Annotated in this window: 11 protein-coding genes; all 11 read left to right on the forward strand. The window is 38.1% G+C overall.

The features are described 5' to 3' along the window. The first annotated feature begins 35 nt into the window (after positions 1-35). The 11 genes from L3D27_RS04800 (at position 36) to L3D27_RS04850 (ending at position 14,471) form a co-directional block, all read left to right on the forward strand. Complete coding sequence (locus tag L3D27_RS04800) at positions 36-1,628, forward strand: hypothetical protein (protein WP_432481745.1); 1,593 nt, start codon at positions 36-38, stop codon at positions 1,626-1,628. An 8-nt stretch (positions 1,629-1,636) separates the two neighbouring features. Continuing rightward, entirely contained in the window at positions 1,637-2,365 is a 729-nt protein-coding gene (locus tag L3D27_RS04805) for a hypothetical protein (protein ID WP_432481746.1), read from the forward strand. Further along, on the forward strand, positions 2,362-4,818 hold the full coding sequence (locus L3D27_RS04810) for a portal protein (RefSeq protein WP_432481747.1): 2,457 nt from the start codon (positions 2,362-2,364) through the stop codon (positions 4,816-4,818). Before L3D27_RS04805 ends, L3D27_RS04810 begins: the two co-directional genes overlap by 4 nt. 19 nt (positions 4,819-4,837) lie before the next feature. Beyond that, a complete protein-coding gene (locus L3D27_RS04815) occupies positions 4,838-5,143 on the forward strand; it encodes a hypothetical protein (protein ID WP_432481748.1) in 306 nt (101 codons plus the stop codon). 12 nt (positions 5,144-5,155) lie between these two features. After that, on the forward strand, positions 5,156-6,271 hold the full coding sequence (locus L3D27_RS04820) for a hypothetical protein (protein ID WP_432481749.1): 1,116 nt from the start codon (positions 5,156-5,158) through the stop codon (positions 6,269-6,271). A 13-nt stretch (positions 6,272-6,284) separates the two neighbouring features. Beyond that, the gene (locus L3D27_RS04825) at positions 6,285-7,448 is read left to right on the forward strand and encodes a N4-gp56 family major capsid protein (protein WP_432481750.1); all 1,164 of its coding nucleotides are present in this window, start codon (positions 6,285-6,287) and stop codon (positions 7,446-7,448) included. Positions 7,449-7,511: 63 nt separating this feature from the next. Beyond that, the gene (locus L3D27_RS04830) at positions 7,512-8,030 is read left to right on the forward strand and encodes a hypothetical protein (protein WP_432481751.1); all 519 of its coding nucleotides are present in this window, start codon (positions 7,512-7,514) and stop codon (positions 8,028-8,030) included. Positions 8,031-8,045: 15 nt separating this feature from the next. Continuing rightward, positions 8,046-9,878, forward strand: coding sequence for a hypothetical protein (locus tag L3D27_RS04835; protein WP_432481752.1), 1,833 nt, complete (start codon positions 8,046-8,048; stop codon positions 9,876-9,878). Positions 9,879-9,944: 66 nt separating this feature from the next. Then, positions 9,945-11,813, forward strand: coding sequence for a hypothetical protein (locus L3D27_RS04840; RefSeq protein ID WP_432481753.1), 1,869 nt, complete (start codon positions 9,945-9,947; stop codon positions 11,811-11,813). A 19-nt stretch (positions 11,814-11,832) separates the two neighbouring features. Then, entirely contained in the window at positions 11,833-12,588 is a 756-nt protein-coding gene (locus L3D27_RS04845; RefSeq protein WP_432481754.1) for a hypothetical protein, read from the forward strand. Next, positions 12,588-14,471, forward strand: coding sequence for a hypothetical protein (locus tag L3D27_RS04850; RefSeq protein ID WP_432481755.1), 1,884 nt, complete (start codon positions 12,588-12,590; stop codon positions 14,469-14,471). The genes L3D27_RS04845 and L3D27_RS04850 overlap by 1 nt, the downstream gene beginning before the upstream one ends. Positions 14,472-14,548: the final 77 nt, after the last annotated feature.

The raw sequence follows: 14,548 nt of genomic DNA on the forward strand, positions 1-14,548 counted from the left end.
ACGGTGCTTGTGCTATTGATTATATGGAGATTGTCATGAGTGATGAACGCAAGCAAAAGACAGTAGCACAATACCTTAATGAAGTGGACTATAGCGACCTTGAACATTATGTGCCTAGTGAGTTTGCTATTGGCTTTGTGAACTTTATTAAACTGGTTAATGGTGCTGATGGTGAAGAAAACTTAACCCCTGTCATTCATTATAAAATGCTAGATAGACTGGATACAGCCAGAAGTAAAGTAGCCAATCTTGTATTTCGTGGTGGTGCTAAGACTACTGTAATGGGTGAGTACTTATTACTATATCTGGCAGTATATGGTGAATTGCCTAATTTTGGTAAAGTAAACTTAGCCATGTATGTATCAGACAGCATTGACAACGGTGTTAAATCCATGCGTAAGAACTTAGAATTCCGTTGGGAAAATAGTGAGTTTTTACGCAAGTATATTCCTAAGATTAAATTTACAGACATCAGATGGGAGTTTGAAAACATCTCAGGTCGTAAGTTTATTATCAAGGCTTATGGTGCTAAGTCAGGTATTCGTGGTGTTAAAGAACAAGGTAAACGACCTCAATTGGCTATTTTAGATGATTTAGTTTCTGATGATGATGCCAGAAGCCCTACGGTGTTAGAGTCTATTAAAGATACCGTACATAAAGCGGTGGATTATGCCTTGCACCCTACACGACAAAAGATTATTTGGTTGGGTACACCATTTAATGCCAATGACCCCTTATATGAAGCGGTAGAATCTGGTGCATGGGAGGTGAATGTGTATCCTGTGTGTGAAAAATTCCCATGCAGTAAAGAGGATTTTCGTGGTGCTTGGGAAGACCGTTTTACTTACGATTATGTCAATGAAAAATACCAAGATGCTGTATCTATGGGTAGGGTGGATACCTTCTATCAAGAGCTGATGCTACAAATCATGAGTGATGATGATAAGTTAATCCAAGATGGTGATATACAGTGGTATGAATCATCACATCTACTGGATAAAAAAGATAACTTTAATTTTTATATCACGACAGATTTTGCCACATCAGAAAAAGACAGCAGTGATTATTCATTCATCTCGGTATGGGCAGTAAACCATAAGGGTTATTATTTTTGGGTAGATGGTATGTGTGCTAGGCAGACAATGGATAAAAACATTGATGAGCTGTTTCGCTTGGTATCCAAGTATCATCCACAATCTGTAGGGATAGAAATATCAGGACAACAAAGTGGGTTTGTTGCTTGGATACAAAGAGAGATGTTCCATAAAAACATATTCTTTACCCTAGCCAGTAACAGTAAAGATGGTAGCTTGGGGCTTAGACCCAATAACAATAAACTTGAAAGATTTAATATGGTGTTGCCTGATTTTAAGTGTCATCGTTTTTATTTCCCTTTAGATAAGAAATATACAATAGCACTCAAAGAGTTGTTGCTTGAGCTTTCACAAGCGTCTGTGGGTGGTTTTAGGAGTAAACATGATGATGCACTAGATACCATCAGTCAGCTTGCTATGATGCAAATATGGTTACCCAGTGAGCAAGACAACTATCGTAAAAACAAAGACGGTATATGGGAAGATAGTACCCCCATGCCCTTACAGCTTAGTATTGACAGTTATATCGTGTAGGAGATGCAATGACAGTACTTGATTATTTAAATTACCTTGTATTGGTGGATTTAAAAAATATGAACCTGACAGATGATGAGACTGGGGTGATTCGTGATGATAAATTCCCTTTACTGCTAACACTACTAAAAGCAGGGCTTAGAGAATTAAATACTCGCTTTCATTTATCAGAAGAAGTGTCTGATGTGATTGAACTGCTACGAGGCACACACACCATTGACATTACTGAGGGTGATGAACCTTGGCGAGCTGACATCGTAAAACTATCAGAAGTATACCTGATGGGGGTAGAGCCTAAAGACATTGGTATGCAGTACTTACCTGAGCCACAAATCATCTATCCTGAACCAAGACTACAAGGTCTGACTGCAATTGATGCTTTGGATACCACCTTTCAAAAGCCTTGTTATTTCATGGATAACAATCATAGGTTGCGTCTGTATAATCCCTATGATTTTGCGGTATATCAACTGGTGTGTCATACCGCCATGGGTGCAAACACACAGCTACAGCTAGATGATGAGTTACCACTGCCTATGGTGTATCACAATGCACTAGGTCTGTATATCGCATCTCGCTTATTAAAAAGCATAGATAATCAGCTTGATGGGGATATAAATGAAACCACACGCTATTATCAAGCCTATATCCAAGAAATACAGATGCTGGAAAATAGAGGCTATGAACTAGACAGACAACCACAAAAAGAACTATTTACCATTAAAGGATTCATATGATGCTACCACAACAACCACCTAAGCAACTTCCCCCAGAAATGCTTCAAGACCCTAACCAACTACCACCAGAGCTGATGGCTCAAATGGTTGGTGAGATGATGCCTCCTGAACTGATGGCTACCATGCAAGGAGGTGTATCTGCAGTACCCATGACTAAAGAGCAACAATTCAAACAAGCCTATGGCATGAGTGATGAGGATTTTTCTGCTTATGGTTTTCGTAAACTCATCAAAGAAACACAAAATAAAACTCGTAAAGTCAAACTGACCAACTGGAAAAATGAACCTAGTGTTCAGGATTTAAAGCATGACTATAACTTCGCTAAATCCAGTCAAGCAAGCTATCTGGCTCAATTGGATAAATGGCAAAAGCTGTATGATGCTCCTAAATACGGTACGGATAAACACAAAGGCAGTCGTGTCAATCCTAAGCTGATTCGTAAACAAGCAGAATGGAACGCACCTAGCTTATCAGAACCCTTCTTATCCACAAGTAACTTGTATGATGTCAAACCACTAACGCACGAGGATACAGATAGAGCCAAACAAAATTCTTTAATCTTAAACCGTCAATTTAATACGCAACTTAACAAAGTAGCATTGGTAGATGGTGTCATTAGACAACTGGTTAAAAATGGTAGCTGTGTCATTCGTATGGGCTGGGAATACCAAGAAAAGAAGGTTAAAGAAAAGTTACCATTATTTAATTATGTGCCTGTACCTATGGAGCAAGCAGAACAAGCCATGGCTCAAATGGAGCAATTAGCAACACTACAAGAAACTGAACCTAATACTTATGCCAGTCTGCCTGATGAGGTCAAAGCTGGTTTTGAAATGAGTAATGAAAAAGGTATGCCTTATGTGGCTGAACCTGCTGGATTTAAAGAAGTAGAGTCTGTCAAAGTCGTTACCAACAAACCTACTGCTGAAATCTGTAACATTAAGAATGTATTTATTGACCCCACCTGTAAAGGTGATATGGATAAAGCTCAATTTGTGATTCATCGCTATGAATCCAGCCTAAGCGAGCTAAAAAAACAAGGCATCTATGAGAACATAAGCTATCTGCTAGAGTATGATGAAAACGATAATACCAGCATTGATAAACCTGATGCTGATGGTTTTACCTTTCAAGATAAAGCTCGCAAAAAAATCACTGTTCACGAATATTGGGGGTATTGGGACATCAAAGGTGATGGGGAAACAACTGCCATCGTAGCATCATGGGTGGGTGATACCCTCATTAGAATGGAAGAAAACCCATTTCCTAATGGCAAACTGCCTTTTGTGGTGTTCAATTATCTGCCAGAGGAGGGTAGTGTCTGGGGATTACCTAATGCTGAACTACTCGGGGATAACCAAGAAATTCTAGGAGCAGTTACTCGTGGTATGATTGATTTGATGGGTAAATCTGCAAACAGTCAAACAGGTTATGCTAAGAACTTCTTGGATTCTGCCAATAAAGTAAAGTTTGCTCGTGGACAAGATTATGAGTATAACCAAGGATTTGACCCAAGAACCCATGTGTATATGCACACCTATCCAGAGATTCCCAACTCCGCCATGGCAATGGTACAGATGATGAATAATGAAGCAGAGAGTTTATCTGGTGTTAAGGCATTCTCTGGTACAGGCATCAACTCATCTTATCTTGGTGATACAGCTACTAGTGCAAGAGGTATACTTGACGCTGTATCCAAAAGAGAGATGAGTATTTTGCGTAGAATCTCTGATGGCTTTATTAAAATGGGTAGATTTATCATGGGCATGAACTCAGAATTTCTATCTGAAAAAGAAGTAGTGCGAATTACTAATGATGAGTTTGTTACCATCAGACGAGATGATTTGCAAGGTGAGTATGACTTGACACTCACCATTTCAACAGCAGAAGGTGATGAGAATAAAGCACAGCAATTAGCTTTTTTGATGCAAACTATTGGTAACTCTATGGGCATGGGTCTGACTCAAATGATTTTATCTGAAATTGCCAACCTGCGTAAAATGCCTGAACTTGCCAAAGCCATTCAAGATTATGAAGAACAACCTGATGAAATGGCTCAGCAGATGCAACAGTTACAAATGGAGCATTTACAAGCTCAAATTGCCCTGCTACAAGCACAAGCACAAGAAGCAACGGCTAAGAGCGAGGTACAATCTGCTAAAGTGAATGTAGAAAATGCAAGAGCAGAAAGCCTACAAGGTGATGCTGATAATAAAGTACTGGATTTCATGGAGCGTGATACAGGTACAAGACACGCTAGGGAAATGCAAAAGCAAGGGCAAATTAATGAAGGCAATCTAAATCGTGAAATGATGAAACAAGCTGGTAATACTTTAGCTCAACAGCAAGGGCATAACCAAAACTTGCTAAACCAACTGGCTCAATCTGACATCAGACAACGAGAACAACAACAAGCACTAGCTGGCATGGCAACACAACAGACTCAACTGTAATATAAGGATTTGGTAAATCATGATTGATATGAATACACTAACACAAGAAAAAGCAGAGCTACAGTACAAAGTACGGCTGGCAGATGCACTTTCACGCCTAAAGACAAATACAGATTTTGTAACTGTATTTGAGATGGCGTATTTTAAAGACCATGTATTAGGCTTGGTTAGAATGTTGGGTAAAAGTGATGTTACTGACCCACAGATTATCCAAGCACTAAAAGAAGTTGGTGGCGTACAACGCTACTTTGAGAAAATCAATAATGATGGGGCAATGGCAAAAGAATCTCTAAAAGAGCTAGAAGCTATCCCACTAAGCGAGTAAATAATGAGTGATATGAGTAATATTGACCTTAACAATTTGTCTGATGACGAACTCAAAAATCTGGATTTGGCAGCTTTAGAATCTGAACTATCTAAGACATCAGAGGATGTTGATGAACCTTCAACAACACAGCCAGATACGCAGAACAACGCTGACACCTCTGATGGTCAATCAGATACTACTGATGAATCTGATAAATCTGATGACTCAGATGAACCTGATGATGACAACAATGCAGAAGGTGATACCCCTACAGAGGATACAGCTACCCATGATGATGACCAAAACACACAACAATCATCTGAAGCTGTGTCTGATGGTGAAGTGGATTACAAAGCATTTTATGAAGTAATGACCAAGCCCTTTCGTGCCAATGGTCGTGAGATTCAAGTAAGCAATCCTGATGACATGATTGCTTTAATGCAACAAGGGGCGAATTACTCTAAAAAGATGGCTCAGCTAAAACCCAATCTAGCAACCATGCGTTTATTAGAACAGCGTGGTTTGACAGACAAACAGAAGCTGGGATACCTTTTGGATTTGTATGATAAAAAACCAGAAGCCATCGCTAAGCTCGTTAAAGATGCTAATATTGATTTATACTCATTTGACACAGACCAAGCAGAGGGTTACAAACCGCAAGAAGTCAATGAACCTTCTGAAGTGGAATCTGTGATTAATGAACTTTATGAAGGCTCAGAAAACTTTGGTGTTGTGATGAATGACATCACAAAACTTTGGGATAGCCAAAGCAAACAGATGGTAGCAGACAAACCTGAAGTACTATATGCACTGGCACATCATGCTCAAAGTGGTCTGTATCAGCAAATCAACGATGCCATTGATTATGAGCGAATGTTAGGTCGTATGGTGCATACACCTTATCTAGAAGCCTATGCTCAAATTGAAGCTCGTATCTTACAAGCCAATCAACAACAGCAAGCTCCGCAAGAGTTTACTGCACCTAGACCTACACAAAGCCAACCACAAGCATCACCAGCTAATGATAAAAAGCGTAAAGCCATGACACCTAAGAGTAACGGTAATACGCAGGTTAATGATTTTGACCCATTAAAGATGAGTGATGCTGATTTTTTAAAATTCTATGAACAACAGCAATTCCACTAATTAAGGATAACTTATGACTATTACTTATGAAAATGGTAAAAACCCTACTACCGTAGGTGCAAACCAATTAAATCCTTTTCTATATGAACGAAAGGCTCTGATTGATGCCCTTGATGAGATGTATTTTGGTCAGTTGGCTGATGTCAAAACCATGCCAAAAAATACAGGTACTAGCATCAAACAGTATCGTTATTTTCCTATTGTGGATGACCGCAACTCTAATGAGATGGGTCTAGATGCATCAGGAGCTAAATATGCACATGGTAACTTGTATGGCTCATCTAATGATGCTGGCTTGATTACTGGTAAGTTTCCTGTCTTGGGTGAACTTGGTGGCCGTAAAAACCGTATTGGTATGACTCGTAAAGAGATTCAATCTAACCTACAAAAATTTGGTGTGTTCTATGAATACTCCAATGATATGATGAATTTTGATTCTGATGCTAAGCTACTAGAACACCTAGAACGAGAGACTGTTAATGCTTGTATGACTGTATATGAAGACAAGCTACAACTTGACCTACTGACTAATGCTGGCTTGGTAAAATTCTCTGGCACAGCAACACAGAACTCAGAGCTTAGTCATGGTATGGATTTGACTTATGGCGACCTAGTAAAACTGGGTATTGACCTAGACAAAAACCGTACACCTAAATCAACCAAAATCGTTACAGGTACACAACTAACAGATACTCGTACAATTCCTGATTGTCGTGTGGCTTATATTGGCTCTGAACTTATTCCTACCTTGGAAGCCATGAAAGATTATCATGACAATCCTGCATTTGTTCCTGTGCATCAATATGCTGCTGGTACTACAGTACTAAAAGGTGAGATAGGTCGTGTGGCTGGTTTCCGTTTTATCGTTGTGCCTCGCATGATGAAATGGGCAGGGGTGGGTGCAACTGCCAGTAACAATGCTTACTACAAAACCAATAGCAAATACGATGTATTTCCTGTACTGGTTGTAGGTGATGAGTCATTTACTACCATTGGTTTTCAAGGTGGTAAAGGTGAATCTAAATTCCAAACCATTCATAAAAAAGCAGGCGAAGCTACCGCTGACCGTAATGACCCTTATGGTGAAACTGGATTTGTTTCTAAAAAATGGTGGTATGGCTTTATGCCTCAATACATTGAGCGTCTGGCTGTTCTAAAAGTAACTGCTAAGATGTAATTAACAGCCCCCAGTATGGCTGGGGGTTTTCTTATTATGTATTTATCAAGTAAGGACAATATCATGACTGATAACACTCAAATCCAAGACAAAACTTTAGAACAACTAAAAGCTCAAGCTGATGAGCTTGGCTTAACTTATGCTAAAAACGCTACTGCTAAAACCTTAAAGAAGCTCATCGCAGAAGAGTTATTAAAAGACACAGATGCAGATATTTCAGGAGAAATTAAAGCTGTAGAAGATGAAAACCTAAAGCTGGTTAATGTCATTGTTACCCCTGTCAATCCTCAAAAGCAATCTATGAGCCATGAGACATTCCAAGTGGGTAACTCAGTACTAGGCACAATCAAGCGAATCGTACCTATGGGTAAACCATGGCTGGTGGAGAACATCATTTATAAGAATATTTTGGAGAAAGAATACCAATTATTCATTGAACATGATGACCCTAAAAACCCATCACAAAAGGTGATAGAGTCTCGTCTAGTACCTGCTTATAATGTGCAAGTACTACCTTTGCCTACTCAAAAAGAGATTGATGAACTGGCTAAACGACAAGCCGCTCGTGATGCTGTAAACTAATAAGGAGAATCAAAGATGTCTGTAACAATTAAAAACAGCCAGATAGATAAAGACTTCAATATCCAAGAGCTAACAGATGGCACTTTAAATGGTACAGGTGTCTTTGATGTACTCATGGATAGTGTCAAGGCTCATCTATGGGTAGAATTTGATAAAAATCGTATCCGTGGCACGGATTATGCTAATGCTTATATCCGTGCTATGGAAGTAGCTTTACAAACCAGTACCCAATACGCATTGGGTAAAGCTAAGCTGGGTGCTGAACTTACCATCTTAGAAAAACAAGCCAATAAACTGGATAAAGAAATTGACTTTGTTGATAAACAGATGGCTAAACTAGATAGTGAGATTGCCCATACTGTGTATCAAGATGGTCTTACCCAAGCTCAAACCAGACAGGTAAACCAAGAAACAAAAGTGCTAGAAGCCAAACTACCAAAAGAGTTGACATTGCTTGATGACCAGCATTCACAGTTACTAGCTCAAACTGCTATGACGGTAGCACAAACTGCTACACAAAAAGAACAAACCAAACTGGTAACTGCTAATACTGCTTTGGTAGGTGCAAATAAAGCCAATACAGAGGCTCAAACTTCTAGCATCACTACCAAACTACCAAAAGAATTAGTACTTTTGGACGCACAGAATGCACAAACCTCTGAACAAACCAAAGCAATCGCTAAACAAGTCCTACAAACAGAGGCTCAAACACAGCTGGTACAAGCTCAAACAGCAACAGAACGCAAACAGACAGAAGCCATTACTGCTAATGTGGGTCTTACCCAAGCTCAAAGTACTGCCATCAGTCAAAAACTGCCTAAAGAATTATTAATCCTTGACGGTCAAAAATATCAAATGGCAGAACAGTCTAAGGTCATCTCAAAACAGATTGCACAAACACAGGCTCAAACAGACCTAACCAATGCACAAGTGCGTACAGAGGTTAAGCAACTAGATGTGTTAACCGCTAATATTGGATTGACCAATGCACAGAGTGCTTCTATTAACCAAAAACTACCCAAAGAACTGCTTATCTTAGACAGTCAAAAAGCCATGACAGATTCTCAAAAATCCATGGTGGATACACAACGGATTACGGAAGTAGAGCAAGCCAAACTCATCACGGCTAATATTGCCAATGTAACAGCTAATAAAGCCAATACAGAAGCACAAACATCAGCCATTAATCAAAAGCTACCAAAAGAGCTACTGTTGATGACCGCTCAAACAACTATGGTAACCAATCAAGCCACTCATGAGACTGCTCGTAGAACACAGACAGAAGCTCAAACTGCATTAATAGGTAAGCAAAGAGAGGAGATTGACTACAACATCCGTAGCCTAAAACCACAAGAGTTAAGAGTCGCTCAAGCGGAAGTTAGGCTCAAAGAAAAACAAGCAGATACCATGACAAAAGAGCTTGAACTAAAAACTGCACAAGTAGGGTTGCATCAGTATGAGCTTAGCAATGTCAAGCCTGTGGAGCTAGATATTGCACGAGAAAAACTCAAACTGGGTAAAGAAGAGCTTAAAGAAAAATTTGCTCAAACAGAGTTCTATAAGCAAAAAACCATTACAGAAAAAGCCAATACTGATGGCTCTGTGATTAAAGCTGGTTCTGTGATTGAAAAGAATAATGCTGTATTACAAAAACAAGCAGATAATTATGACAATGACAGTAAACTGAAAATGGCTAATATCATGGCTGATATCTGGAAAATCCATCATACCAATGCACAAGACCAAGCTGTACCTAACAACGCTACCAATGGTTTGGGTGCAACGAATATCAGAAGTGCCATGCAAAATGCCATGACTTCTGTTGGTGCAAGATTTAACCAAACCTAAGTTATTATCCATTAATAAAATAAGCTAAGGTAGTAATATCTTAGCTTATTTTATTTGGATATGATTATGGGTGTATTAAAGAAAAGAAAAACATATTCTGATGCTGATGCACAGAACATTTTTAATAAAGAAGAATACCGCAATGAGCAAAAGAATGCTCGTAAATATGCCATGCACCAATACCTTGCAGACACATCAGGTAAGTGGTCGTGGGAGACAGATGCGGATTTGATGGATTATCTACAAGGTGCTGATGATACCCAATATGCCAGCAGATGGGATAAAGCCTATAAATACAGTACGACTGATAAGTTTAGTCATACAGGTGAGTCTAAGAACACAGATAGGGATAAATATACTGGAGAATACTACCCACTGATTCAATTAAAAGGTGGTACGCTTGATAATCCAAAAGGGGTAACAGAAACTGATGAGCTGTGTACAATCCTAAACTTAAACCATGATGATTTAATTAAGCAATTTCAACAAGGATATGCAGATGAATGGGTAAATCTTAAAATGTGTGCTTTGGGTATGGCTGTAGAATTCCCTGATAGCAATATGATAGAAAAAACAAATGAAAAAAATAAAGTATGCTATCTGTACCGTTATTTTGAAAACTTAATTCATACTCGTAAAACTAATATCTGTGAAGTGGCTAATAAGCACATTAAATATCGTCATAGATTTGTAGAACTAAGTTATACAGTACAAGACACACTTACTGGGTATGATGATTGGCATATCCCACAAGGTGCTTACTGGATAAAATATGAAGAAAATATCACTACTGATACAGACACAACAGAAGTGTGTAGTGATGAGTTTGTAGAAATAGGTGCTGAGCGTGGTAGAGTTCAAAGAGTATGTAGAATGGTTACACAAAAGTACTCAACCTACATAAAAAGCTGTGTAATAGGTCATCATGACAGTCAAGGAAAATACCACATCATTCGTGTACCTATATTAAAACTAGTAGGTAATGAAATACATAAGAATGCTGATGGAGAATACTTTGCCGTAGGTGTTCATTATGAAGGTGCTAGGGATATAGATTATAGACGGTCTAAGCAACATGGCGTTTATTCAGGTGCCATGGTTTTTGGTTGGGTGGTTAATCATGGGTTTGCTACAAACACAGATACTGCTACAGATTTAGCATTGATACCCATTGACCGTAAGCTAATTAGTGATTACTCACCCAAAGAAAAATCTAACTTTCTAAGAGAAAATTTGTATGTCTTTCATACATGGCAAAAGACAGTTAAGGTTTATCGTGGCTGGGTAAAACCTTTTATTAAGATTGGAGCTATTATCGTTGCTGCTGTAATTACCATTAAAACAGCAGGTGCAGGGGGAACAGCAGCAGCAGCCATCATAAAAGCTGCAACCTCACTTTTGATTGGTCTGGCTGTAGATAAGCTCATTGACTTTGCTGTTAAGATAGGTTTTATCTCTGCAAGGACAGCAGCAATTATTAAAGTTGTTGTTGCTGTTGTAACTGTAGCTCAAGGTGCTGGTTGGGATTTTAGTAAAATCTTAACTGCACCTAATATCATGAAAGTCATCAATGTGTCTTTTGGGCAGTACAGTAAGTTACAACAAAAAGAACTTAAAGACCTTACCAAACAGATGAATGAGCATAACACCCTCCATGCTAAACGGATGTATGACTTAAAGCAAAAACAAAAACTCCATCTTGATGGTTTTAGTAGCGTGGCTAGTCTGTATATACATACACCCAGCTTTAGTCCTACTGTAGATTTATTTGAAACAGTAGAAATGATGTACGCTAGACATCACAACTATAATGTTGTGGGTGTGTCTTTAGGTCTGATTAACCGTTTGTCTGCTGGATTATACACAGGTAAACCAAAACTGTATCAAATCCAAGACAGTAGTGAAGATTTACAAGATATGCTCATTATCGCTTAACCAATATAGGAAAATTATTATGGCTACTGATTATATAGATAATCCCTTTTATCCAGATGATACTTTGGGTACTGTACCTACAACTGTAGGTGATGGTATTGGATATACCCCTGTATTTCAAAATGTTAAAATGCCCACTATAACAACCCCTGATTTAAGTAAATATAGTAACCACAGTGGTTATATCCAAGCTGGTATGAATGGGCTTAGACCTACTATTAATGACATCTATGACTTTAATGTGAGTACTCCTAGAAGTATTGGACTACCCATCAATAATGTAAATACAGCTACTACACCAAGTAATGTCATGGTACCTATGCCTACAGCAACAGTATCTGATGTAAAACCTTATACATGGGCTGATAGAGGCGTTAATTGGGTAACCACAAAGAATCCTACGGTAGGTGGGATATTAGGCTTGGGATTAAAAGGTATCCGTCATGGTGCCTTAGATGCTCAAAAAATAGCAGGACACTATGGTAATGCATCAGGTGGATTAACCACTTCACAAAAAGCAGGTATGTTATTACAGGGTGTGGGTGATGTCATGAATGCACTTAATGCTCGTAAACAAGTCAAACTGGCTAAACAGTCATTAAACCATACCATCAATATGGATAACCGTAACTATGAGATGGCTAGACGAAGCTATAATGCACAGCTAGAAGACAGACAACGCTATCGTGAAGCCTACTGGAAAGCCAATAATGCAGGTAATATGGATAACAAACCATTATCTGTTAATGAATATTTAAATAAATATGGAGCATAATGATGAGTGATAATATCTTTACAAACTACCCTACTTGGACTGGTACCAAAGCAACAGATACTTCTAACATCTTGGATAGCTTGGCTAATGCATATAATAAGCAACAACAATCCTTTGAAGGGTTGGCAACCTTGCATGACGACTTTTGGAAAACTGCACAAAAACAGCATCAACAAGATGCTGTTCACTTTTTAAATAACATGAGTGCAGATAACTTGGTAAAACAAGATGCCAAACAAAACTTTCTTAATGCCTTAAAACAACAAGGTGAGGATATTGGTGGCTATAGCAATATGTCTGAATGGGATACTTTATACGACTCTCGTGTCAATACTGCCATTGCTAATGAGAATGCCATCAAAAATCATAAAGTAGCCCAAGTAACAGATGATATTAGGGCTGCTACCATTATCGCTAATAATGTTACTGGTACTAATAGCCCAGATGAGGTAGATAAAGCAATTGATTATTTAAATAATCTGGATAGACATTATGGTGATGACCCTACAAAACTACAAGCAGCAATTCATGCCTTAACTCCTGCAAAACAAGATGCCTTGAATACCAAGGCTAATCTGGATGCCCTGTATGAAGCCAGTACTAAAAATGACTATGAAAAACTGGTTGCACCTACTATGAACAGTTATATTAACAAATGGGGTATAGCCAGTGCTATGGTTCGTATAGGTAAAGCAACAGGAGATGAGAGTCTTGTTAAACAAGGTCAAGATGCTATTAGTAGCTTAAGCAGTATGTTCAACAAAAAAGGTACTGTAGGTGCAGATGGTCAACAGATTACTGAGGATGGTGGACTGACATCATTTATAGCACAGCAACCTAAAAATGTTCAAGACTACTTTTTTAAACACTTTGATAACTGGAAAAATGAAGCTACTGATAGACATCATAAACAGTTTAGCAGTGATAGTGATTTGAGTTTGAATTATGCAAAACATAGGTTAAATGAGAAGATAGCTAATGAAGAGATTAACTTGAGCAAGACTAAGTTGGTTGTGAATACTGCTATAAAAACTGCTCAGTTAAATCAAGACAATGAACAATTCATTGCAAAATTAAAGCAGGATGAGCAAAAAGCACATGAAGAAAATACTGACCCATATAAAGTAAATAAAGGTGCTGCTGACAGTTTAGCAAAAAACTTTGGTCTGTATGACCCAGTAGTCAAAGATAAAGACGGTAACTGGACTTTAAATAGGTTAAGTATAAATAAAACCTTCTCTAAAATCTATAATACAACTACTATCACAAATATGAAACTCTTAGAGCAAGAACGAGGTAGAGCAACAAAGGAGTTATCTAAGGATGGTAGATTAATCAATGTTAAGTTTCAGCTTGGGAAAGAGGAACATAATAACTATATGGTGGAACTACTGGGTAGAAAACCTACAGAAGATGAAAAGAATTATGTAGAATTACGCATTCTACAGACCCCTGAAGCTAGTGCTAATAATGAGAATATAAAGGTAGCACTAGCTGAGTATGAAGGGCTTCGTAGAAAACATCTAACTGAAACATTTGAGAATTTGCTTACCTCTATTAGTCAATTAACGGGGCAACCTGTTGCTAATATTATGTATAGCTTAGAATGGGGTAGAGGGGGTAAAAAGGATTCATCTAGTAACTTTTTTAATTACCTAACGGTTTCAACTAATAAAGATTATACTAACTATGTTAGAACCCTTCGCTCACAGGCAAAATCAAATGTTGAAATTATTTTTAATCCTTTTTATCCACCTAATCCGTCAGAAAAAGGTGAAGGTATGCTTAAGTCAAATGGGTTGACTTATGTAGGTTTTAATAGTAATTTTCGTAATTTAGGTGGGGAAATCCCTCCTTCAGTAGGGAAACTATTATCAAAATAATATAATATTAAAAATTCACATAAGAAACTCTTTACAGAGCTACCTTATGTGGATTTTTTTTTTATGGTTACTTATTA

The organism is Moraxella sp. ZY200743 (genome assembly GCF_050885545.1).
Classification (GTDB): Bacteria; Pseudomonadota; Gammaproteobacteria; order Pseudomonadales; family Moraxellaceae; genus Moraxella; species Moraxella haemolytica.